Below are 23,480 nucleotides of genomic sequence, written 5' to 3'. Positions count from 1 at the left end.
GACTTGGACTCGTCGCAGCATGGTAGTAGTTAACGTACAGAATATGTTCTAATTTTATTTACTATTATCGAAAAAATCTGACGACCTGTCAAAGGTTGTGGGTTATTTTCCTCAAAAACTATTCAAAAACGGGAAGCTAATCGCTTCCCGTCTAGGTCAATCTTCGTAACGGATGAGTGAGAACACGTCGTACCCTTCGAGACGCTCACGTCCACCAAGTCCATCAAGTTCGATTAAGAATCCGATCCCCGCGACAACGCCGCCGAGTTGTTCAATCATTTTGATTGTCGCTTCAATCGTGCCACCTGTTGCGAGCAAGTCATCCAAGATGACGACTTGTTGGCCCGGTTTGATTGAATCTTTGTGCATCGTCAAAATGTCTGTACCGTATTCAAGGCCGTATGCGACGCGAACCGTCTCACGTGGCAACTTGCCTTCTTTACGGACCGGGACGAACCCGAGTTCAAGTGCGTACGCTGCCGGGCAACCGACGACGAATCCACGTGCTTCCGGACCGGCGATGAGTTCAGCACCGCGCTCCTGTGCGTAAGCGATGAGTTCGTCTACCGCTTTTTTGTAAGCTGGGCCGTCTTGCATGAGTGACGTGATGTCTTTGAAGCTGATTCCTTCTTTCGGGTAATCCGCTACTTCTTTAATATGCTGTTTGAAATCCATTTTATGTGTAAGCCTCCTGCATCTTGTTCGATCGCAATGATTGTAACCGCTCTTTCAGTTCTGCCAACGACGCATAAATGAAACGCTCCTCGAGTTGGACTCGTCCGACCCGGCGCTTGTAACACGGCGCTTCGGTCAAATCGCGTTTCGGCGCTTCTGGATTCACTCCAGGCAGTCCGTCTTCCATTGTAACAAGAAATTCGAGTTCAGAGAATACTTGATGCATAAATTGAATCGTATTTTTTGACCATTTTCGCTCGATTGACAATCGAATCAAGTTTTCGCGCAGGTTTTTCCGTTCGCACGTCGCCATATGGACGTAGTATGTTCGGAAATCTTCCCGTGTCGGCAACTTCTCGAAGAACGAGCCGCCTTGTCCGAACGCACAGTAGACGCGCTCAACGTCCTCGGTCAACAAGTCTGCCAATACGTCTTCCTCGTCCGGCAAATCGAGCAAGACGACGAACGGCTTGAGCGGCGTATCGAGGTCGTGGAGCGGGAAGTCGTCTCGCCCTTGGAACGAGATGAACGACGTCGTGTCGCCCGGCAGCTGTTTCAATTCGTCGAGCGAGTTTTTCTTGCCCCGATAATCGAACACTTGGAACCCGTCGACACGGATGTCTTGAATCATGAGCTGTGGCTTGCGCATCCCGTTCCATTCGTTCACTTGCAAACTGCCCATGACCGAGACGTGGGCCATCTTCGAAATCTCGGAGACGACATGACCGAAACCGAAGCCGATGCCATCGAGTTCCCGTTTGTCCCCGGCGAGCTGGACTTTCAAATGGGTGTTGTCGCGTCCGATTTGACGGATGTCGCGCAGTCTCGCATCTGCCACGACGACACGCGGTGATGGATTGCCCATCCCGAACGGGGCGAGCTTGCCGATTTCTGAGATCAAATCGAGCGACACATCGTTCACGTTGAGCTTCAAGTCGACGTTGACGCGGGCGACGAACGTCTCATCCGGAATCGACTCGGCTTGTTCGTTCAGACGGCGGCGCAGTTCGGCCACGTTCTCCGATTGAAGCGTCATCCCGGCTGCGGCCGGATGGCCACCGAAATGCGGCAAGATGTCTTCATTCTTCGATAGTTCTTTGAACAAGTCGAAACCGTCAATCGAGCGGCCCGACCCTTTCGCCTTCCCTGTCTTCGGATCATGGCATAACAGGATGACCGGACGATAATACGCCTCGACGAGCCGTGAGGCGACAATTCCGACGACGCCTGGATTCCAGCGTTCACTGGCGACGACGAGGACGCGGTCGTCCGTCATCGAGGCTTCGACGAGTTCCGTCGCTTCTTTGGCAATCGTCTTGACGATGTCTTGACGCTCTTTGTTCTGTTTATCGAGCTTCTGGGCCAGTTCGAGTGCTTCCTCAACGCTTTCGGCGAGCAGCATCTGGAGCGCCGGCATCGCCGAATCGAGACGACCGGCGGCATTGATACGCGGTCCGAAGGCAAACCCGACCGACTCCTCGTTCAGTGTCCCGTCCGTGAGCGCGCACACTTCACGGAGCGCCAAAATCCCTGGACGCTTCGAATCGTCGAGCGCCTTGAGTCCGAGTTTGGCGAGCAGACGGTTCTCCCCGTCGAGCGGGACGAGGTCGGCGATCGTGCCGAGGACGGCCAAGTCGAGCAGCTCATCCGGCATCCGGTCCAGCACGGCGTGGGCCACTTTGAGGGCGACGCCTGCCCCGGCGAGTTTATCGTACGGATACGACGGGTCGATATGGGGATGGATGATGGCGAACGCGTCCGGTAACGTCTCTTTCGGTTCATGGTGGTCGGTGATAATCAAGTCGACACCGAGCTCTTTCAAGAGCGCCGCCTCTTCAATCCCTGAGATGCCGCAGTCGACCGTGATGATTAGGGTGAACCCTTCACCAGCGGCCCAGCTGAACGCCTCTTTGTTCGGTCCATACCCTTCGGTGAACCGGTTCGGGATATAACATTCCGCCATGACGCCAATCTCGGTCAAGGCGTGCCACATGACGGCCGAGGCACTGACACCGTCGACGTCATAGTCACCATAAATCAATACCATCTCACCTTCGTCGGCCGCCTGTTTCAAACGTTCGACGACTTTTGGCATCTGTTCAAATAAAAACGGGTCATGGAACGTCAATTCATCCTCGACGTATAAAAACGCCTTGGCCGCCTCGACGTCGCGGTGCCCCCGTTGCGTGAGGAGCGTCGCGAGTTGCTCCGATATATTTAGTTCTGTCTGTAACTGTTCAACCGCCGCTGTATCCGTCTCTGGATACACCCAACGTTTCTTCGCATGATACATAATGCCTCACTCCAATCAATTGTAGATTATATCAGAACGAGCGAGTGAAGTGCCGTCTTGACATTCAAAAAGGTCCCCCGATTGATTCGGGAGACCAGTGATTACGCCTCTGGGGCAGCTGATTTCTTTTTGTTGAGCGACATGCCTTTGATAAGCAACCAAAGGTATGAGGCGATGAAGATCGACGAGTACATTCCCATGATGAGGCCGACGAGAAGCGCGAGCGAGAAGCCGCGAATCGATTCGGCGCCGAAGATGTACAAAGCGATGACGGTGAACAATACAGTGACGACCGTGTTGATCGACCGGACGATCGTCTCTTGAATCGCTTTGTTCACAAGCATACGATACTCGTCCATCGTCTTGATTTTCCGTTCTTTCTCATACGCTTGAATGTTCTCGCGTACCCGGTCGAACGTCACGATTGTATCGTTGACCGAATACCCGATAATCGTCAAGATGGCGGCGACGAAGTACAAGTTGACCTCGATGCCAAAAATCGAGAACGCCACGAGCATGAAGAACGCATCGTGGAGCATGGCGACCACGGTGGCGACACCGTAAGAAAATTGGAAGCGGAACGTGATATACAAGATAATCCCGAGCGATGCGAGCGCGACGGCGTAAATCGCGTTACGGGCGATGTCTCGCCCAACCTCGGCTGAGACGGTGCTGATGTTCGGGTCGTTCCCGAACGTCTCCGTGAACACGGTCTTCACCGATGCGACTTCTTCTTGGGTAAGCTGCCCGACGAAGGTCACGTTCGCGAGCGTCCCGCCTTCTGCGTATTGGACAGAAGAGATGTCTTCATCCACGCCCGCCTCGGTGAAGGCAGCCGCTAACTCGTCTTGTGACACTTGCGACTCGGTCTGGACTTCGACCCGCGTTCCAGACGCAAAGTCGATGCCGAGGTTCAACCCGCGGAAGAACAAGATACCGAGACCGATGATGACGACGGCACACGAGATGAGGAACATCGTGCGCATCGGTTTAATATAGTTTAATTCAGTGAGCTTAAAGTTCACGGATTTCACTCTCCTTCACACCAAACCAGCCTTTACGCTTGTCGAACAGACGACTTGCGACGAGGAGGTGCATCAAATAACGCGAGATGAAGACGTTCGAGATGAATGTCATCGCGATCGAAATCATGAGCATGAGCGCGAACCCTTTGACGGAACTCGTTCCGAAATAGAACAAGACCGCTGCCGAGATGAGCGTCGTCAAGTTGGCATCGATAATCGTACTGAGCGAGCGACGGTTACCGGCACGGAACGCCGATAGGACCGACTTCCCTGAGCGAAGCTCGTCTTTAATCCGCTCGGCCGTGATGATGTTCGCATCGACCGCCATACCGATTCCGAGGACGAGACCGGCAATCCCTGGCAACGTCAAGACGGCGTTAATGCCGTTAAAGAACAACATAATCAAGTTGATATACAAAATGAGTGTGATGATTGAGACGAGACCGGGTAAACGATAGAAGAACAACATGAACAAGAAGATGGCGATGACACCGATGACCGACGCGAATACGGTCTTCTCAAGCGCGTCTTGACCGAACTGGGCCGAGACCGACGTCGAGTAAATCTCTTCAAGTTTGACCGGGAGTGCCCCGGCGTTCAAGATATCGGCTAAACGTTGACCGCTCTCGGCATCGATATCTCCACCTGAGATGATGGCTTTATCTGAAAGAATCGGTCCGTTGACCGAAGCGTCCGAGACGATTTTCGAGTTCTCTTTTTGAATCTCTTCTTCGTACGTGTCACCTTCCTCATAATCGAGCCAGATGACGAGACGGTTTTCCGGTGCCGGACGCTGTGCGATCTCAGACGTCACTTCACCGAACTGTTCTGCCGACTGAAGCGTCAATTCGACGACCGGGTTCCCTTGCTGATCGTAGCTGATCGAGGCACCACGCGGCGCCAAGTCCTTCCCGTCGAGGAGGACGTTGTCGTCGATGTCACGGAACGTGAGTTGTGCCGTCGACGAGAGCACTTCGCGGGCATCGTTTTGGTTCGAAACACCCGCGAGTTGAACGCGGATTCGGTTGCTGTCCTCAATCCGGATGTCCGGTTCAGACACACCGAGCACGTTGACCCGGTTGTTGATGGCGCGAACGGTTGCATTCATCGCAGATTGATCGATGACATCGCCGTCTTCAAGCGGCTGGACTTCGTAAAGTACTTCAAACCCGCCTTTGAGGTCAAGGCCGAGGTTCGTGTTCTTCACGACCCAAGGTGTCGTCAAGACGGCGAGTAGGATCGTTGCAATCATGATGACCGCAAAGATCGCGATATTCCCTTTTTTGTACATACGACAAATTCCTTTCTAAACACATGTTCTCGTAAAAAAACTTCTCTCGTTAACATTACAAATATTCTAAACATTTATCAATCGTTTTCCTAAAATTGTAACACGGGAGCGTTGATTTCCCACGTTTTTTTGCGTATACGACTAAATGTTGCGTTAGGGCAAAACTTGAGCTATGATGTGATTATCAACTTACACACTACACGTAAAGGAGTCCTTTCCAATGGATAGCACGATTATCTATGCCTTTTTACTGACGTTGTTCGCTGGACTCGCGACGGGGATCGGAAGTATGATCGCCTTCTTCGCCAAACGGACTAACACAGCCTTCTTGTCGGTGTCCCTTGGCTTCTCAGGCGGGGTCATGATTTACGTATCCTTTATCGAGATTTTCCCAAAAGCGCTCGATGAACTCGTCGGCGCCCATGGCGAGCAGACCGGGACACTCTATACAGTCCTCGCGTTCTTTGGCGGTATGTTGTTAATCGCCTTGATTGACAAGTTCATCCCGTCTCCTGAGAACCCGCATGAAGTCAAATTCGTCGAGACGATGCAAAACGACCCGTCGTCCCAAGAACTCGCGACGACGGCGACCGAACGCGTCCCGTTGAATCATGAGACGAAACAGCGGCTTCATAAAATGGGAATCTTCATGGCACTCGCCATCACGATTCACAACTTCCCGGAAGGTTTGGCTACGTTCATCTCGGCCCTCGATGACCCGGCCGTCGGTTTAGCGATCGCCATCGCCATCGCACTGCACAACATTCCAGAAGGGATTGCCGTCTCGGTCCCGATTTACTACGCGACCGGCTCTCGGAAGAAGGCGCTGAAACTGTCCTTCTTATCCGGACTCGCCGAACCGCTTGGCGCGGCCGTTGGTTTCCTGTTGTTGATGCCGTTCTTAAGCGACACGGTGTTCGGAATCATCTTCGCGGCCGTCGGTGGCATCATGGTGTTCATCTCGCTCGATGAATTGCTCCCAGCCGCCCGCGAATACGGACGGGCCCACCATGCAGTGTACGGCATGGTCGCCGGTATGATGGTCATGGCAGCCAGCCTGATTTTGTTAATGTAATGAAATAGCGTCTCCTCGACAATCGAGGGGACGCTATTTTTATGCTTTGAAGAGATGTACGAGATCTTTCAACTCGACCGACATATGGCTCATCGTCTCGGCGATGCCGTTGATTTCTTGAATCGCGGCGAGTTGCTCTTCGACGTTCGCGCCCGCCTCTTCGACACTTCGTTGCGTCGAGACAGCATTCGTCGACATATCTTCGACCGAGACCGCGACTTCGGTCGTATTCGCACTTACTTCTTCCGTCGCTGCCGCAATCTCACTCATTTGACGAGACGTCTCTTGGATGACGGTGACGATTTCACGGAACGCACCGGCGACTTCGCCCATTTGGGTCACGCCGCTCGTCACATGCTGACTCGTGACATCGAACGCCGCCTCGACTTCCGACGTGTCGCGCTGAATATCGACGACGACCGCTTGAATTTGTTTCGCTGACTGTTTCGACTCTTCGGCGAGTTTTCTGACCTCGGCTGCAACGACGGCAAATCCTTTGCCGTGTTCTCCGGCTCGGGCCGCTTCAATCGCCGCGTTCAAGGCGAGCAAGTTCGTCTGTTCCGTGATGGCCGTGATGGAACGCGTGATTTTCTCAATCTCGAGCGATTGATTCGATAAGCGCTCGACCATCTGTTGCGTCAAGTCGTTCGCTTGTTGAATTTCCCGCATCTGCTGTTCGGCCAACTGAATCGTTTCGAGTCCCCCACTCGCCGCTTCGAGTGTATGAATCGTCTGCTCGTTCACACCTTGCGAGGCAGAGGCGATTTGGTTCAAGCCGACGACGGCTTGATTGACGCCGGACGTCCCTTCCTCGGCCCGTTTCGCCGACACTTGGGCGGCAAGGTTCATCTGTTCGAACAAGCCGGCCACACCTTGCGTCGTCGTGGCGACGTGGTCCGTGCTCGCATACAGTTCTTCCGAGTAGGCCGTCACTTTGTCCGAGGCCGCCCCGACTTGACGAATCAGGCCGACGAGATTGCGTTTCATATCGTTGAACGCCGTGACGAGGTCACCGAGCTCATCGTTCGAGCCGACCTCGATATCGCTCCCAGTCAAATCGCCTTCAGCGACGACGCGCGCTTCGCTCACGAGTCGATTGATCGGCTTCAAGAACAGCTTTTGGAGCGCGAGAAGCGAGAATAGACCGATGGCGACACCGATGATACTAATGACGATCATCCAAATGATTGACTGCCCGGCACTCGCTTGGACCGCTTCCGACTCAGCAGCGAGCGCCTCGCCTTGATACGTGACGAGATCGGTCACCGTCATCCGGACGCGGTCCGTCGTCGGCGTCACGCTCGTATTGAGTACCGTTTTATAGCCGATTTCATCTTGTTGTTGACGAAGATCGATGACGCGTGCCATTTCTGTGTCGAGATGTTGATTGAACTTCTCGAGGTCGCCAATCCAGGCGAGGACTTTCGAATCGGACGACGACTGTTCGAGCTTGTTCATCAACTCGTCGCGTTTCGTCTGCGCCGCTTCGAGGCTGATGAGCGTCTTCGGGTTCGAGACGAGCAGATAGTAGTTCAAATAGCGTTCGGCATCCGTCACGGTCAACGCCAAATCCTCGGCGACGAGCATGTCCTGCACACGTTCGTTCAATACCCGGTCGTACTCGGACGTCGCATTCTGTAATTGATACGAGCCGAGCGCACCGACCATCAATAAGGCAATCAACGTCGGTACGAGCGCGGTCGCCATTTTACGCCGCATCGACGACCGGCCTTTCACTCTCACAGGACGACGTCGAACCTTCAATTTTTTAAGCGGGCGTAGCAATCGTTTCACATCCATGTCTTCTTCTCCTTCTTTCCGATTCTTCTCAACTTGACGATAATGCAAACGTTTTCACGATTCAATTTGATTTTTAGAAATAAGGTGGATGATTCGTCGTATTGACACAGTTTGACAAAAAGCTGTCATTTCCGCTATGATACAAATCGTAACGATTACTATTTATGAGGTGACCCAATGATTTCTTCACATACACGGATTTTGATTATCGGTGGCGGCATTCATGGCATGACGCTCGCCGTATCCTACTTAGAACAAGGTGGGGCACTCGACGATTTGATGATCATCGACGCGAACGACTCGCCGCTCCGCAATTGGAAGACACAAACCGGCCGTATCTCGATGTCGCATTTACGTTCGACGCGAGTCCATCATCTTTCGTCCAACCCGCACGCGCTGAAACAGTTTGCCGCCAATTACGATTACGGCTCCCATCACTTTAAAGACACGTTCGGACGCCCGTCGCTCGCCCTGTTTAACGACCACTGCGACCAGACGATCGATGACTGGCAGCTACCGTCCCGTTTCGTCGGGAACGAACCCGTCGAACGAGTGTCTCGATTCGATGACGTCTACGTAATCGAGACGACAAATCGGCGGATCACGGCCGACGTGGTGATCGTCGCGACGGGACAATCGAACACCGTCCATCTTCCGGACTGGGCCGGACTTCCGGGATGCCGACATGTCTTCTCGCCTGATCAACCTCATGAACAACATGAAGTGACGATCGTCGGTGGCGGCATTACGGCGCTCCATTACGTCTTGTCTCGGCACCAACAAGGACATCACGTCACGCTCGTCACGAAACGACCGCTCGAGGTGAGCCAGTTCGACGCCGACCGTAGCTTCATGGGACCGAAAGGCTTACGGGCCTTCCATCAACTCGAAGACGATTGGGTCGAGAAACGCTCCTTCGTCAAAGCTGAGCGTCGACCTGGGACGTCCCCGAACGATCTCGTCCTCAAAGTGAAACGACTCATCCGTCAAGGCGTGATTGATCACGTCATTGGCGATGCGGTCCGTCGTGACGACCAGCTATATGTCGATGGACGCGCTCTACCGTCGTCGGAGATTGTCTGCTGTACGGGCATTCGACCGCTCGACACGAGACAGTCGTTTTTGCGACCGCTCCTCGAGCAGCTCGACTTGCCTCTCACCCCATGCGGTACGCCCGTCCTCGACGAGACCCTTGCTTGGACCGACAACTTTTACATGACCGGAGCCTATGCCGATTTAGTCGTCGGACCGTTCGCCCGCGCCATCTATGGCGGACAAGAAGCGGCACGGCGGATTATCCCCCAACTATTTGCTGCACAAAAATACGCCTGACCAGTGATGGTCAGGCGTTGTTTGGTTACTCGGCGAATGACGAGTTGCCTTTTTTCGTCACTTCAGCAATCGCACTGCGATTGAATTTGAGGAGTGACTGGTCACATTTCAATGTGACTTGTGTGTCTTCGATTTGGTGGACGACGCCGTGAAGGCCGCCGATTGTTACGACGTGATCCCCACGCTCAAGCGCGTTTTGCATCGATTGTACTTCCTTCTGACGTTTCGTCTGCGGACGGATCAACAAGAAGTAGAACACGACGAAAATAAGGATCATCGGTAATAGTGCTACGAGAGTTTCCATGCGTAAAATTCACCCTTTCCTTCAATATCAGGTTCATTATACCGTGAAACTGAAACGTTGTCACATAATCGCTGTCAGAACAATTAGAAATTCTTGGCGTTTGGTTTGTTATACCCATATTCTTCGAAAAACTCTTCCTTGAAGTCCAAGAGACGGTCTTCGCGGATGGCTTGACGTACTTGACTCATCAAGTTCACGAGGAAGTGCAGGTTGTGTGTCGAGCAGAGGTGAAGCCCGAACATCTCGTCGGCACGAATCAAGTGATGGACGTACGCGCGTGAATAGTTCTTACACGTGTAGCAGTCGCACTTCTCGTCGATTGGGCCGAAATCCGTCTTATGTTTCGCATGTTTGATCGTGACGCGGCCTTTCGATGTCATGAGCGTCCCGTTGCGGGCGATTCGGGTCGGCAAGACGCAGTCGAACATGTCGATGCCGCGAATCGAGCCTTCAATCAACGCATCCGGTGAACCGACGCCCATCAAGTAGCGCGGCTTGTTCTCCGGCATGAACGGCGTCGTGAACTCGAGCGCGCGGTACATGACGTCTTTCGGTTCGCCGACCGATAATCCACCGACGGCGTAACCTGGGAAATCAAGCGAGACGAGGTCGGCCGCACTTTGACGACGGAGATCTTCGTACTCGCCGCCTTGGATGATGCCGAACAACGCCTGATCCTGTGGACGCTCGTGTGCCGCGAGGCAACGCTCTGCCCAACGGCTCGTCCGCTCGACCGATTTCTTCATGTATTCATGTGTCGCCGGGAACGGCGGGCACTCGTCGAACGCCATCATAATATCCGAACCGAGCGCGTTTTGAATCTCCATCGCTTTCTCCGGTGACAAGAACAATTTGTCGCCGTTCAAGTGGTTGCGGAAATGGACGCCTTCTTCTTGGATGTTGCGCAGGTCGGCGAGCGAGAAGACTTGGAAGCCGCCCGAGTCCGTCAAAATCGCGCCGTCCCAGTTCATGAACTTATGAAGGCCGCCGGCTTGTTTGACGACTTCGTGTCCTGGACGAATCCAAAGGTGGTACGTGTTCGACAGGATGATGTTCGCCCCCATCGCCTTGACTTGTTCCGGGCCCATCGTCTTGACGGTCGCCTGCGTGCCGACCGGCATGAAGACTGGCGTCTCGAAAGAGCCGTGCGGCGTGTGGACGATTCCATGCCGCGCTCCCGTCTGTTTACATGTGTGGATGTGTTCGTATGTGACTGCGTGTTTGGTCATTTGTTCTCTTCCTTCCTCGTGATGAGCATCGCGTCTCCAAAGCTGAAGAAGCGGTAACGTTCTTGTACCGCCGTGCGGTACGCGTTCAAGATGATGTCGCGCGACGCGAACGCCGAGACGAGCATGACGAGTGTCGACTTCGGCAGATGGAAGTTCGTGATCAGTCCATCAATCGCCTTCAACGCGACGCCTGGGTAAATAAAGATGTCCGTCCAGCCCGATGACTCGACGAAATCCCCATGGTCACGCACAATCGTCTCGAGCGTCCGGGTCGATGTCGTCCCGACCGCGAAGACGCGGCCGCCGTTTGCACGGACGTCGCGGAGTGCCTCGGCCGAAGCGGCCGACAACTCGAAATACTCACTGTGCATCGTGTGTTCTTCAATCGTATCCGCCGTGACGGGACGGAACGTACCGAGCCCGACATGAAGCGTGAGCGGAATCAACTTGACGCCTTTCGCCTCTGCCGCTGCGAGCAGTTCTTCCGTGAAGTGAAGACCTGCCGTCGGTGCGGCCGCACTCCCGCGTTCACGGGCGTACACCGTCTGATAACGGTCTTGGTCGTCTAGCTGTTCACGGATGTATGGCGGGAGCGGCATCGTGCCGAGCTCATCTAAAATCTCATAGAAAATCCCGTCGTAATCGAACTTGAAGCGGCGTCCCCCTTCCGGCAGCTCTTCGACGCATTCGGCCCGGAGCAATCCGTTGCCGAACTCGACGATGGCGCCGACGCGGACTTTCTTCGCCGGTTTGACGAGTGCTTCCCAAACATCATCTTCCGTCTGTTTGAGTAAGAGCAGTTCGACTTTCCCGCCCGTCTCTCGCTTCGCCCCGAACAGGCGGGCCGGGAGCACGCGCGAGTCGTTGACGACGAGGGCGTCTCCTGCCTGCAAATAGTCGAGCACGTCGCGGAAGTGACGATGCTCGATATCGCCCGTGTCGCGGTCGAGGACGAGCAGTCGTGAGCTCGTCCGATCGAGGAGCGGTACTTGGGCAATCAGTTCTTCCGGTAAGTCAAAATCATAATCGTTTACGTTCAATTGAATGTCTTGCATATCGTTTACTCCTCTTCATAGCCAAAATGCGTCTTTGCGTACTGGGTGATCATGCGGCCGCGCGGCGTCCGTTGAAGGAACCCTTGCTGTAACAAGTACGGCTCATACACGTCCTCGATTGTCTGGGCGTCCTCCCCGATCGTCGCAGCAAGCGTCTCGAGTCCGACCGGTCCGCCTCCGAACCGTTCGACCATCGCCCGTAACAGCCGGTGGTCGACTTCATCGAGCCCGAGGGCATCGACGTGCAATCGGTCGAGCGCGCTCGAAGCCATGGCCGGGTCGATTTCTTTCGTCCCTGCCACTTGAGCGAAGTCACGGACACGGCGCAATAGCCGGTTGGCGATTCGCGGCGTGCCACGGGAACGTTTGGCGATGGCGCCACTCGCCTCTGGTGAGATGGACAGGCGGAACAGTTGGGCCGTCCGGCTGACGATGGCGGCGAGCTCATGCGTCTCGTAATATTCGAGCTTTAACGTCACACCAAAGCGGTCACGGAGCGGGGCCGACAACATCCCGGCCCGTGTCGTCGCGCCGACGAGCGTGAACGGCGGCAAATCGATGCGGACGCTTCGTGCCATCTCGCCTTGTCCGTAGACGATGTCGAGACAGTAGTCCTCCATCGCTGGATAGAGAATCTCTTCAATCGTGCGGCTCAAGCGATGAATCTCATCGATGAACAGGACGTCGCCCGGTTCGAGCGTCGACAGAATCGCGGCAAGGTCACCCGGACGTTCAATGGCCGGGCCGGCCGTCGTCTTGATGCCGACACCCATCTCGTTGGCGATGATTTGGGCGAGCGTCGTCTTTCCGAGTCCCGGGGGACCGTAGAGGAGGACGTGGTCGAGCGTCTCGCTTCGTAGCTTCGCGGCTTGGATGAAGATCGACAAGTTGCCTTTCGCCTTCTCCTGTCCGATATACTGCTCGAACTTTTGCGGACGCAAGCTCCACTCTTCTGAGTCTTCATATTGTTGATGGGATTGTGACAACAATCGTTCGTCCATGGTCTCCTCCTTATTTCAATAGCAATTGCAGGGCGCGCTTTATGTAAGCGTCTGTCGTCAATATTTCTGAGTTCAATTCCTTGCGGACACGTGTGATCTCACGTTCCGAATAGCCGAGGGCGACGAGCGCCTCGCACGCCTCGTCGAGTTCGGACGCGCCTTGGGCAAATAAGCCCGTGTTCGGCACATAGTCCGGGGCGAGCTCGGACAGCTTGCCTTTCAAGTCGAGCGCCATCTGTTTGGCCGTCTTCTTGCCGACTCCTGGGAACTTCATCAAATACTTTTCGTTCTCGGTCTCGATTGCGTCGATGAGGGCATCCATATCGCCCGAGGCGACGATGGCGAGTGCGCCTTTCGGTCCGATGCCGTTGACACCGAGCAGTTTGTTGAACAGTTCGCGTTCCCGGCGTGAGCGGAAACCGTACAGCGTCTGCTGGTCTTCACGCACGTAATGGTGCGTAAATACGATTACATGTTCGTCTTGTTCACGATAAAAAAACGGGTTAGGCACACTTACTTTGTAGCCGACGCCCGAAACATCCAACGTTATATATTCCGCGCACACATAGGCGACGGAGCCTTTTACGAATTCAATCACGGTCATATCTCCTCTTCATAGGAAAACTGCATTCATTGTACCATAACCATCGCCACGAAAAAAGGACAGGCGATTGCCTGTCCTTAGCGTGCGAGCATCCGTTCTAGGGCGAGTGTCGCCCACTTTGTCGTCTCTTGATCGACGCGGATGATATTGACCGGATCCGTCTCGAGCGACTCGAGTGCCCAGAGCAGATGCGGCAAATCGATGCGGTTCATCGTCAAGCACGGACACATGTACGGGTTGAGCGAATTGATGTCGAGCTCGGGGTGCGTTGCCGCAAGACGGTTGACCAAGTTCATCTCGGTGCCGACGGCCCACTTCGTCCCCGGCGCGCTCGCCTCGATTTGATCGATGATATATGATGTCGACCCAGCCTCATCCGCCGCCTGCACGACATCGAACGTACACTCAGGATGGACGATGATGCGTCGCTCCGGGTCGTTCTTCCGTAACGCCTCGATTTGGGCGACGTTGAACTTCTCATGGACCGAGCAGTGCCCTTTCCAAAGAATGACGCGGATGTCCTCGATGTCGCCTTCATAGACGAGGCGTTCCCGGAGCGGGTCCCAGACGGCCATCGCCTCGAGCGGCACGCCCAAATCATACGCCGTGTTGCGTCCGAGATGTTGGTCCGGCAAGAACAGAATCCGTTCGCCGGCCTCGAGCGCCCAGCGCACGATGTCATGGGCGTTCGACGACGTGACCGTCGCCCCGCCATTTCTCCCGACGAACGCCTTGATGGCTGCCGTCGAGTTGACGTACGTGATTGGGACGATACTGTCACCGAACGTGTCCGTCAGTTCTTCCCATGCGATCTCCGTCTGATCGATATCAGCCATATCGGCCATCGAACACCCGGCCCGCATGTCCGGCAAGATGACAATCTGGTCGTCGCGCGTCAGCATGTCCGCCGTCTCGGCCATGAAGTGGACGCCACAAAAGACGATGAATTCGGCCTCGTTCATCTGTTCGGCGAGCCGTGCGAGCTGGAGCGAATCGCCGGTCGCGTCCGCGAACTGGACGACCTCGTCCTTTTGATAATGGTGGGCCGGTAAAAACAGGCGGCTGCCTAGCCGTGCCTTGATGGCTTCTATTCGTTGTTCCATCTGTTCAACCGTCAAATCAGCGTATAGCGCTGGCATCGTTCCGAGTAACTGCATGTTTGATTCCTCCTACGAGATTTAAACTACAATCGAGCGCCGTCACCGAATGGGTCAACTGCCCGATTGAGATGACGTCGACGCCCGTACCGCGATACGAGGCGATCGTCTCGACGGTGATGCCGCCTGACGCCTCCGTCTTGATATGACTTGGGACGAGCGCGCGCCACGCCTTCAGTTCTTCTGGCGTCCGGTTATCGAACATGATGATGTCGGCGTTCGCCTTGATTGCCTCATGCAACTGTTCGAGCGTCTCGACCTCGACTTCAATCGGCGTCGTATGACCGGCCAGCGTCCGGGCCCGGGCGACCGCGTTCGTGATCCCACCGAGTGCCGTGATGTGGTTGTCTTTAATCATGACGGCATCGTCGAGCCGGAGCCGGTGGTTCTTCCCACCACCCGAACGGACGGCATGCTTCTCGAGCATGCGAAGTCCTGGTGTCGTCTTACGCGTATCGGTGACGGCGATCGTCGGGTCGGCGAGTCGTTCGACGCAGCGCCGCGTCATCGTGGCAATCCCGCTCAAATGTTGGACGAGGTTCAACAGCACTCGTTCCGTCTCGAGGAGCGTCCGTGTCTTGCCCCGCAACGTGAACAGTTCATCCCCGGTTGAGACAACCGTGCCGTCGGGCAGGCATGACTCGACGACGAGACGTTGCATCTGGGCCAGCTCCAGGACGACGTCCATGCCACAGAACACCCCATCCATTTTGGCGGTGACCGTGGCGAATGACATCTCGCGCTGATCGATTAGTCCGCTCGAAATATCGCCGAAGCCGATGTCCTCATGTAGAAATGCCGTCAGCTGTTCGCGCAAAGCGATCTTGTTCATAACCATCCTCCGTCCTCATCATGGCGCGGGCCAAAAGCCGTGCCGCTTCTAAACTCAATGTCTGTTCACTTAATTGTCTTGTCACGTGTTTCGTCCGTGGCAGTTGTTGGGTATTTTCTAAGAAACTTACGATTTTGCCGAGTTGCGGCGAGATTGTCAGCCATTCCCCAATCTGTTGCCGATAGCGGCCGAACAGATCCACCGACACTTCAAACGCGGTCGTCTCGTTCACCGTGAACGGCTTCTCCTCCACCGTCATCGCCGCCGCCACCCGCTTCCCGAACACCCAGCATTCGAGTAACGAGTTTGACGCGAGTCGATTCTTCCCATGGATGCCCGTATCGGCGACCTCACCGACCGCGTACAGTCCTTCGACCGTCGTTCGGCCAAAGGCATCGACGTCGACACCGCCCATATGGAAATGTAGTCCCGGCCGGACCGGGATGCGTCGGACATCGATGCCGTGCGTGGCACATGTCGCCACCAGCTTCGGGAACCGCTCATCGAGCCGTTCGACACGGCTCGTATCCAAATACACCGGTCCCGTATGGTTCGTGAGCGTTCGTGCGACCTCATCCCTCGGGGCGAGACTGCCGAGCGGATGTTGTCCCATCACATGCTTCCCAGACGTATCGACGAGCGTGGCTCCAGCCCCGCGCAACGCTTCCGTCACGAGATGGGGTGAATCGATTGCGAGCAGCGTCGGATGAAACTGAATCCGGGACAAGTTCGTCAGCCGTGCCCCGACCGCTTCCGCCAAGACGAGCCCGTCTCCTGTGACCGAGCGACAATTCGACGTCCAATCGATCAAACCGCCGATGCCACCGGTCGCCAAGACGACGGCCCCGGCCTGAACGTGGAGGCGCGTCTCCCCGTTGAAACCGGTCGCCCCGCTCACACGGCCATCGCTTTTCGTCAACGCATCGATCAAGACGTGCTCCATGACGGTCACATTGTCCGGCAGTTGACGCCGCAGCGTCGCCATCACGTGCCGTCCCGTCTCATCGCCCCCGACGTGAAAGATTCGATTCAAACCGTGGGCGCCTTCCCGACCGACCGCATAACCTGTCGCGTCGCGGTCGAAGACGACGCCGAACCGCTCCAGCTCTTGAATCGCCGTCCGCCCTTCCTCGACGAGTGTATAAACACGCTCGGGCACGGCCGCGAGTTTCGAGGCGACGAGCGTATCCCGCTCATGGTCGACGCTCGACGGTTCCAAGTACGAACTCGCGATGCCACCCTGAGCCAAGTCCGAGTTCGCACTCGTCACTTCATGTTTGGCGACGAGCAGGACGTTCAACGTCCGGGGCAGATGGAGGGCGACCGTCACGGCGGCCAGGCCGGCCCCGATAATCAAAACATCGACCTGTTCAAACTGTAAAGACATCTGTATATCACCTGTTTTTCATATGTAATGTTGACTTGTAAACTAGTTTCGCATAATTTTGTGAAGAAGACAACATGAGAAAAGGGGAACTTTACGATGAACCGTTACTTTGATTATGCGGCGACGCACCCGATGACAAAATCCGCCCTTGACCATTACGTCGCCATGGCGCGGAGCGTATACGGTAACCCGTCTTCCCTCCACACGCACGGATATATGGCCGAAGATTACTTGACCGAGGCCAGGCGTCTGGTGAAACAGGCCCTCGGGCTCGACATGCTCCGTGGGAAACTGCTCTTCACCGGCAGCGGCTCGGAGAGCAACTATATCGCGCTGACGAGTCTCCGCAAGCGCATGAAAGGCAGTGAAGTGATCACGTCGTGGCAAGAGCACGACTCTGTCGCCCTCCTCCTCGACGAATGGGAGGCGGAAGGCGTGACCGTCCATCGCCTGAAACTAAAGGACGGTCGCTTCGACCAGGAGACGTTCACGCGACTGCTCGACCGGGATATCGGGCTCGTGACGTTCCAGCACGTCAACTCTGACACCGGCTGGACGCTGCCGCTCCACAATATCCTCTGCCAATTGAAATATAAGAAAGTGTTGCTCCATATCGACGGCGTCCAGGCGCTCGGCAAGATTCCCGTCTCGGTCGACGGGATTGACGCCTACTCGTTCAGCGCCCATAAGGTCGGCGGTCCAAAAGGCGTAGGCGGCCTCTATATGGAACGACTGTTGCCGCCGCCCTACTATCCGGGACACCATCAGTATGGCATCCGTCCCGGCACGATTGACGTCCCCGGCATCTGCGCGTTCGTCAAAGCGTTCACCGATCGGCACGAGGCGCGGACACGTCATGAAAGAAATTTCTTGGCGTTTCGTGCTATCTTGAAAGAGAAGACATCGTCTTACGTGGACTGGCTCGAGTTCGATCAGCAGAGCCCCGCCATCTTCTCGTTCGTCTCGAATCAGCGGGATGGCCAATGGTGGATGACCGAACTCGACGGGCTCGGCTTCCAAGTCTCGGCAGGCTCGGCCTGCCGGGCCGGCCAGAACGGACCGAACCGGATGCTCGAGTCACTCGGCTATGAGACGAGCGCCTGCCACGGCCTCGTCCGCATTTCCTTCGGCGAAGACACGACCGTCGAAGCCACGACGGCACTCGCCGAAGCCATCGTCACTTTAGCAAGGAGAGTTGGATCTTATGAACAAACGCTTAGCCGGTGAAGAACGCCGGCGCACGTTACTTGAAATGATTGAACAGAGTTCCGAGCCGATCACCGGCTCTGAGCTCGCCCGCCGCGTCGCCGTCAGCCGACAAGTCGTCGTCCAAGACTTGTCGCTCTTGAAGGCGAAAGGCCATCAGATCGTCGCGACCGCCCGCGGATACGTCTATCTACCAGGCGAGTCGTCGCCGTCCGCCTACAGCCGTAAAATCGTCTGTCGTCACGAGGCCGAGGCCATGGAAGCGGAGATGAACGCCATCGTCGACGAAGGCGTCACGATTCGGGACGTCATCATCGATCACCCGGTTTACGGTTCGTTGACGGGTCAGATGATGGTGAAGAGTCGTCGCGACGTCCGTGCCTTCCTCGAACGAATCGAGGCGAATCAGGCCGCCCCGCTGTCGCATTTGACGGGTGGCTTGCATATCCACACGCTCGAGGCCGATAGCGAGGACGCCATCGATGCCGCCGTCTCGGAACTCGAGCGACTCGGCGTTCTCGTCTCCGAGCTCGACTAAGATGTCACAAATACGTGACATCTTTTCTTTTGCTTTCGGCTCATGTCCGTTATACTGATGGATGGAACAAAGACCGTACAAAATTTGGAAAGGAGGGGACGGTCATGTGGCATTTCTTTGAACAACTGTTGCTCGGTTGCGGCGTCTTCAGCGTCCCGCTCGGCATCTTCATTCAATTCATCCCGAACGAGCTCGTGCTCGCCTACGGCGGCCATTTGATTGGTTCTCTCGACGTCTCGTTCCTGCTCGTCTTCCTCCTCGCGTGGTCGGCGTTCGTCCTCAGTCAAGTCATTCTCTATTGGATTGGCCGCTATGGCGGTCGTCCTGTCGCCCTTCGGCTCTATAAGTCATTTCGGATCAGTGAAGCGAAGCAACAACGCGCCGAGACGTGGTTCGAGACATATGGCGCCTGGATCGTCTGTCTGAGCGTCATTTGGCGCCAGCTGTTCGCCGTCAGCGCCGGCGTCATGCGCTTGTCATTCCGGAAGTTTTTGACGGTGACCGTTATCGTCTTCGGCGTCTGGTCGTTTGTGTTCGTCAAACTCGGGATGATGCTCGGCAGCAATTGGCGTCACATCGGCGAAGTCACCCACGGGTTCTTGCCGTATGTCGCCATCGGCGTCGGACTGTATGCCTTCATCCGCTATATCCGCGCAAATCCGCGTCTATTTAAAAAGTCAGCCTGAGCAGATTCGCTCGAGCTGACTTTTTTGAATAGAGGGAAAAACAGATTCGGTACCGAATTAAGAACAGTGAGGAAAGCGTTTTTTTTCTCGGAATAGAGATTACCACCTTCAAAGGAGGAATTACCATGTTCCATCGTCGAAAAACGTATACCATCCGTCCTGAACGCTTAGAAGAATTCACCGAGTTTTTTCATACATACCTGTATCCGATTCAGGTATCGCACGGCGCCCGTCTCGTCGGTCGTTGGGTGACCGAAGACAAAGACGAGGTCATGGCCCTCTGGGAATATCGTGACCGCCAGCATTACGAACAAGTCGAACGTGATTACCGCTCGAGCAGTCTCCGCCGCGAGGCGATGAAGAAGCGGGCCCGTCTCGGTAAAGATTTATATATTAAGTCGAGCGAGGAGTTCATGATGCCGACCGGTCACTACACACCGCCGCGCACGATCGTCTCCGTGACGGCTTACGTCACGAACGCCGACGGCGAGGTACTCCTCGTCCAGAACACACACCGGAACGATACGTATGAGATGCCGGGCGGACAAGTCGAGGAACATGAATCGATCGTCGACGCCGTGCATCGCGAAGTGAGAGAAGAGACCGGGATTGAGATTGAGGTCGACGGGATCACCGGCATCTATCAAAACGTGTCCTCCCGCGTGCTCTGTGTCACGTTCCGTGCCCGCTACGTCTCGGGTGACCTGCAACCGCAAGAAGGCGAGACGCAAGAAGTCGGCTTCTTCAAAGTCGACGCCTCGAACGTCGGCGACTATATCAAGCGCGAACATTTCCAGATGCGCCTGCTTGACGCGATCGACCCGACGTATATGCCGCACGCCATCTATAAAGTTCGCCCATATGAGCTGCTCGAACGCGTCGAGCGCCATCATACCGTATAAACAAAAGGAGGGACCGCCGGTTGGCGGTCCCTCCTTTGTTCGTTTACGCTTGTTCCGCCGATTCGGATTGACCCGTCTCGACGAGCAACTTGCGAATCCGACGCTTTTCGACGTGGAGAACGGTGAACGTCATGTCCTCATACGTGACACGCGCACCTTTCTCTGGAATGTCTCCTAACAGTTCGACGATCCAACCACCCATCGTGTTGGCATCTACTTCAGGTTCTTTAATTCCCATCTCATCCGCAAACTCATCGACATCCATGTCGGCCATACACTCGTAGACGCCATCACGGAGTCGTTTGAGATAGACGATGGACTCATCGTGCTCATCCCAAATGTCTCCGACGAGCTCCTCGAGCATGTCTTCGAGTGTGATCAGGCCGGCCGTCCCACCGAACTCGTCGAGGACGATCGCCATGTGCGATTGTTTTTGCTGGAGTACAGGAAGCAGTTCAATCAACTTTGTCTGCGGTGATACGTATGTGAGCGGACGAATGAGCGAACGGACGTCCGTCACTTCATCCCGCATCATCGAACGAAGGAAATCACGTTCTGACAACACCCCGATGACGTTGTCAATCGAGTCTTTATATACCGGTAGACGAGAATGTCCACCGCTAAAGATTGTGTCTTTGATTTCTTCGAGCGTATCGTCGATGTCGACGGCGAGGATATCAATCCGCGGCGTCAACACATCGTCGACCGTGATGTCATTAAAGGCGAAGGCGCTATGCACGAGTTCCGCTTCGGTCTCGCCGAGCACCCCTTCTTCTTCTCCCATATCAACGAGCACTTTCAACTCTTCTTCCGTCACCGACGGTTCTTTGTCGTTCATCCCGATCATACGGAGTACGAGCTTCTTCAAGCCAGTGAAAATCATCGTCACCGGTTTCAAGACTTTGACGAGGAACAACAAGATGCCGCTGATGAGAAGCGAATACTTCTCGGCGAACTCTTTCGCGAGCGATTTCGGTAAAATCTCACCGAAAATCAAGATGATGACGGTCGTCGCGAACGTCGAGATGACGAGGCCGGTCCCGCCCGAGTAAATACTCGTGGCGATGGCCGTCGAGACGGTCGCCGCCCCGATGTTGACGATGTTGTTCCCGACGAGAATCGTCGAGAGCGTATCGTCGAAGCGGTCGACGAGATGAAGGACACGCTTGGCGCCCTTGTCCCCGTCTTCCGACATGCGAATCATCCGGACGCGGTTCACGCTCGAGAGCGCGGTCTCGGCAGAAGAGAAAAAGGCTGACAACATAACTAAAACTACGTAAAGAATCAAACTAGACGAGGGCACAGGGTCCACGTTTACTTCACACTCCATTTCCTAATTAAAAAGATTATTCGACGAATTCGAATTCAAAGTCCAAGATGGCGACGACGCTGCCGTCTTCGGCACCTAACTTGCGAAGGTCGTCATCGACGCCCATTTGACGCATTTGACGCGCGAAGCGTTTGATCGACTCATCATGGTCGAAGTTCGTCATCTTGAAGAGCTTCTCGATACGAGGCCCCGTGATCACGAAGCGATCGTAGTCATCAATATGAATCTGATACCCCTTCTCTTCCTTCTCGTAACGATAAACGACACGTGGTGTGGCCGTCTTCTCTTCGAGCTCTTCGAGTGGGAACTCAGGTGTCGAGTCGACAAGATTAGCTACTTCGATGAGCAGGTTGCGAAGTCCTTCTTTGGCGAGTGCCGAGATCGGGAAGACTTTGACGTCATCTCCGATTTTCTTCTGGAACTCCTCAAGTAATTCCTGCGCATCCGGCATGTCCATCTTGTTGGCGACGACGATTTGCGGACGCTCGAGGAGACGTAAGTTGTACGACTCGAGCTCGCGGTTGATCGTCGTGTAGTCTTCGAACGGGTCGCGCCCTTCCATGCCGCTCATATCGATCATGTGGACGATGACTTTTGTCCGCTCGATGTGACGCAAGAATTGGTGACCGAGGCCGACGCCTTGGCTCGCCCCTTCGATGAGTCCCGGAAGATCGGCCATGACGAAGTCACGGTCGTCCGCCGTCTTGACAACACCGAGGTTCGGTGTGATCGTCGTGAAGTGGTACGCGCCGATTTTCGGGCGTGCCGACGAGACGACTGACAAGAGCGTCGATTTCCCGACTGACGGGAATCCGACAAGACCGACGTCAGCGAGCAATTTCAACTCAAGACGCAATTCGCGCTCTTGACCTGGCTCCCCGTTCTCGGCGATCTCTGGTGCCGGGTTAGATGGCGTCGCAAAACGACAGTTCCCGCGGCCCCCACGTCCACCTTTGGCGATCGTGGCCCGTTGGCCGTGCTCGGTAAGGTCGGCGATGACCGTATCTGTTTGTGCATCGAACACGATCGTACCTGGTGGGACTTTGACGACGAGCGGCTTCGCTTTTCGTCCGTGCATGCCTTTCGACATCCCTTTTTCACCATCATGGGCGATGAACTTTTTCGAGAATCGGAAATCAACGAGTGTACGCAATCCCTCTTCTACTTCGAAGACGACGTCACCACCGTGACCTCCGTCTCCTCCTGCTGGTCCACCGTCTGGAACATACTTCTCGCGGCGGAACGCAACCATCCCTTTACCGCCGTCTCCAGCTTTTACAAAAATATTAACCTGATCGACAAACATTTAATTCCCCTCCTTTATAACGAACGTAGAACATTCTACTGTTTGCTCGTACACTTCATCTGACGTGAACACGTCGTCCGGTACGTGACCGAAGACGCGGACCATCAGTCCATCCGTGAACGTCACATGAATCGGTCCATCCGTTCCTGACAGAAGACGGACAAGCTTGTCCGCCACGCGCGTGTCGTCTAGCGACACGCGGTCGGCCGATACCTTATAGGTCAACCGCCCTTCCCAGTTCGCTTGCATGAGGACGAGACTCGTCGTCGGCATGTCCAAGCGAATGAGCGCACTCTCCTCGTCGGCGTGCTGACGATATCGCTCGTACAGCTCCTCAAGTTTTTCAGGCTCGAGCGCCGCGTACAAGGAGATCATCTGAAGCCGATTCATCCATTCGTGACGGACGGTCGATAATAGTTTCAGTGCTGCTTGTGGGTTCATGCAATCCTCTC

The 23,480-nt window shown here is 55.2% G+C and carries 20 protein-coding genes and 1 pseudogene; 6 read left to right on the top strand and 15 right to left on the bottom strand.

The genetic code is table 11. From position 1 onward, the window contains the following. Positions 1 to 156: 156 nt before the first annotated feature. The 3 genes and pseudogenes from KNO58_RS07525 to secD all read right to left on the bottom strand — a co-directional run bounded on the left by KNO58_RS07525 (position 157) and on the right by secD (position 5,284). Positions 157 to 675 carry an adenine phosphoribosyltransferase gene (locus KNO58_RS07525; protein ID WP_021066904.1) on the bottom strand — a complete coding sequence of 173 codons (519 nt, stop codon included), beginning with the start codon at positions 673 to 675 and terminating at the stop codon, positions 157 to 159. Between the two features lies 1 nt (position 676). Next, the gene (gene recJ / locus KNO58_RS07520) at positions 677 to 2,968 is read right to left on the bottom strand and encodes a single-stranded-DNA-specific exonuclease RecJ (RefSeq protein WP_214752731.1); all 2,292 of its coding nucleotides are present in this window, start codon (positions 2,966 to 2,968) and stop codon (positions 677 to 679) included. 101 nt (positions 2,969 to 3,069) lie between these two features. Next, positions 3,070 to 5,284: pseudogene (gene secD, locus KNO58_RS15490) on the bottom strand (protein translocase subunit SecD). Positions 5,285 to 5,504: 220 nt separating this feature from the next. On the opposite strand from secD, the gene zupT reads away from it, so the two are divergent. Then, entirely contained in the window at positions 5,505 to 6,359 is an 855-nt protein-coding gene (gene zupT, locus KNO58_RS07505; protein WP_021066900.1) for a zinc transporter ZupT, read from the top strand. A gap of 39 nt (positions 6,360 to 6,398) precedes the next feature. Here the strand turns inward: zupT and KNO58_RS07500 are convergent, their stop codons facing one another. After that, positions 6,399 to 8,159, bottom strand: a complete 1,761-nt coding sequence (locus KNO58_RS07500) for a methyl-accepting chemotaxis protein (RefSeq protein WP_214752724.1) — start codon at positions 8,157 to 8,159, stop codon at positions 6,399 to 6,401. Positions 8,160 to 8,336: 177 nt separating this feature from the next. Between KNO58_RS07500 and KNO58_RS07495 the strand changes: the two genes are divergently transcribed. Next, positions 8,337 to 9,491, top strand: coding sequence for an NAD(P)-binding domain-containing protein (locus KNO58_RS07495; protein WP_214752721.1), 1,155 nt, complete (start codon positions 8,337 to 8,339; stop codon positions 9,489 to 9,491). Positions 9,492 to 9,516: 25 nt separating this feature from the next. Here the strand turns inward: KNO58_RS07495 and yajC are convergent, their stop codons facing one another. The 8 genes from yajC to KNO58_RS07455 all read right to left on the bottom strand — a co-directional run bounded on the left by yajC (position 9,517) and on the right by KNO58_RS07455 (position 17,060). Continuing rightward, entirely contained in the window at positions 9,517 to 9,795 is a 279-nt protein-coding gene (yajC, locus tag KNO58_RS07490) for a preprotein translocase subunit YajC (protein ID WP_021066898.1), read from the bottom strand. Between the two features lie 83 nt (positions 9,796 to 9,878). After that, positions 9,879 to 11,024 (bottom strand): tRNA guanosine(34) transglycosylase Tgt, encoded by a 1,146-nt coding sequence (gene tgt, locus KNO58_RS07485; RefSeq protein WP_131433563.1) that lies wholly within the window; start codon positions 11,022 to 11,024, stop codon positions 9,879 to 9,881. Next, complete coding sequence (gene queA, locus KNO58_RS07480) at positions 11,021 to 12,064, bottom strand: tRNA preQ1(34) S-adenosylmethionine ribosyltransferase-isomerase QueA (protein WP_214752889.1); 1,044 nt, start codon at positions 12,062 to 12,064, stop codon at positions 11,021 to 11,023. Before queA ends, tgt begins: the two co-directional genes overlap by 4 nt. Before the next feature lie 20 nt (positions 12,065 to 12,084). Continuing rightward, entirely contained in the window at positions 12,085 to 13,080 is a 996-nt protein-coding gene (gene ruvB / locus KNO58_RS07475; RefSeq protein WP_214719557.1) for a Holliday junction branch migration DNA helicase RuvB, read from the bottom strand. Positions 13,081 to 13,090: 10 nt separating this feature from the next. Further along, on the bottom strand, positions 13,091 to 13,678 hold the full coding sequence (gene ruvA / locus KNO58_RS07470) for a Holliday junction branch migration protein RuvA (RefSeq protein ID WP_214752719.1): 588 nt from the start codon (positions 13,676 to 13,678) through the stop codon (positions 13,091 to 13,093). An 83-nt stretch (positions 13,679 to 13,761) separates the two neighbouring features. Beyond that, positions 13,762 to 14,841 (bottom strand): quinolinate synthase NadA, encoded by a 1,080-nt coding sequence (gene nadA, locus KNO58_RS07465; RefSeq protein WP_214752716.1) that lies wholly within the window; start codon positions 14,839 to 14,841, stop codon positions 13,762 to 13,764. Next, the gene (nadC, locus tag KNO58_RS07460; RefSeq protein WP_214752714.1) at positions 14,804 to 15,673 is read right to left on the bottom strand and encodes a carboxylating nicotinate-nucleotide diphosphorylase; all 870 of its coding nucleotides are present in this window, start codon (positions 15,671 to 15,673) and stop codon (positions 14,804 to 14,806) included. The genes nadA and nadC overlap by 38 nt, the downstream gene beginning before the upstream one ends. Next, complete coding sequence (locus KNO58_RS07455; RefSeq protein ID WP_214752712.1) at positions 15,627 to 17,060, bottom strand: L-aspartate oxidase; 1,434 nt, start codon at positions 17,058 to 17,060, stop codon at positions 15,627 to 15,629. The genes nadC and KNO58_RS07455 overlap by 47 nt, the downstream gene beginning before the upstream one ends. Before the next feature lie 96 nt (positions 17,061 to 17,156). Between KNO58_RS07455 and KNO58_RS07450 the strand changes: the two genes are divergently transcribed. The 4 genes from KNO58_RS07450 to KNO58_RS07435 all read left to right on the top strand — a co-directional run bounded on the left by KNO58_RS07450 (position 17,157) and on the right by KNO58_RS07435 (position 20,392). Beyond that, a complete protein-coding gene (locus tag KNO58_RS07450) occupies positions 17,157 to 18,287 on the top strand; it encodes a cysteine desulfurase family protein (protein ID WP_021066890.1) in 1,131 nt (376 codons plus the stop codon). Beyond that, positions 18,265 to 18,804: a transcription repressor NadR gene (locus KNO58_RS07445; protein WP_214752709.1), complete on the top strand. Its 540-nt coding sequence runs from the start codon at positions 18,265 to 18,267 to the stop codon at positions 18,802 to 18,804. The genes KNO58_RS07450 and KNO58_RS07445 overlap by 23 nt, the downstream gene beginning before the upstream one ends. A 104-nt stretch (positions 18,805 to 18,908) precedes the next feature. Further along, positions 18,909 to 19,490 (top strand): DedA family protein, encoded by a 582-nt coding sequence (locus KNO58_RS07440; RefSeq protein WP_214752707.1) that lies wholly within the window; start codon positions 18,909 to 18,911, stop codon positions 19,488 to 19,490. Positions 19,491 to 19,615: 125 nt separating this feature from the next. Further along, positions 19,616 to 20,392 carry an NUDIX domain-containing protein gene (locus KNO58_RS07435; RefSeq protein ID WP_214752705.1) on the top strand — a complete coding sequence of 259 codons (777 nt, stop codon included), beginning with the start codon at positions 19,616 to 19,618 and terminating at the stop codon, positions 20,390 to 20,392. Between the two features lie 43 nt (positions 20,393 to 20,435). Here KNO58_RS07435 and KNO58_RS07430 read toward each other — a convergent pair whose 3' ends face one another. The 3 genes from KNO58_RS07430 to KNO58_RS07420 are packed head-to-tail and all read right to left on the bottom strand — an operon-like array spanning position 20,436 to position 23,469. Next, positions 20,436 to 21,722: a hemolysin family protein gene (locus KNO58_RS07430; protein WP_285222556.1), complete on the bottom strand. Its 1,287-nt coding sequence runs from the start codon at positions 21,720 to 21,722 to the stop codon at positions 20,436 to 20,438. Between the two features lie 16 nt (positions 21,723 to 21,738). Then, positions 21,739 to 23,028 carry a GTPase ObgE gene (gene obgE, locus KNO58_RS07425; RefSeq protein ID WP_214752700.1) on the bottom strand — a complete coding sequence of 430 codons (1,290 nt, stop codon included), beginning with the start codon at positions 23,026 to 23,028 and terminating at the stop codon, positions 21,739 to 21,741. Then, positions 23,029 to 23,469, bottom strand: a complete 441-nt coding sequence (locus KNO58_RS07420) for a Spo0B domain-containing protein (protein ID WP_214752697.1) — start codon at positions 23,467 to 23,469, stop codon at positions 23,029 to 23,031. Positions 23,470 to 23,480 lie beyond the last annotated feature (11 nt).

The sequence above is a fragment of the Exiguobacterium sp. J17977 genome, from assembly GCF_018616375.1.
GTDB lineage: Bacteria > Bacillota > Bacilli > Exiguobacteriales > Exiguobacteriaceae > Exiguobacterium > Exiguobacterium mexicanum.
This window is presented reverse-complemented; position numbering and strand designations above follow the sequence as displayed.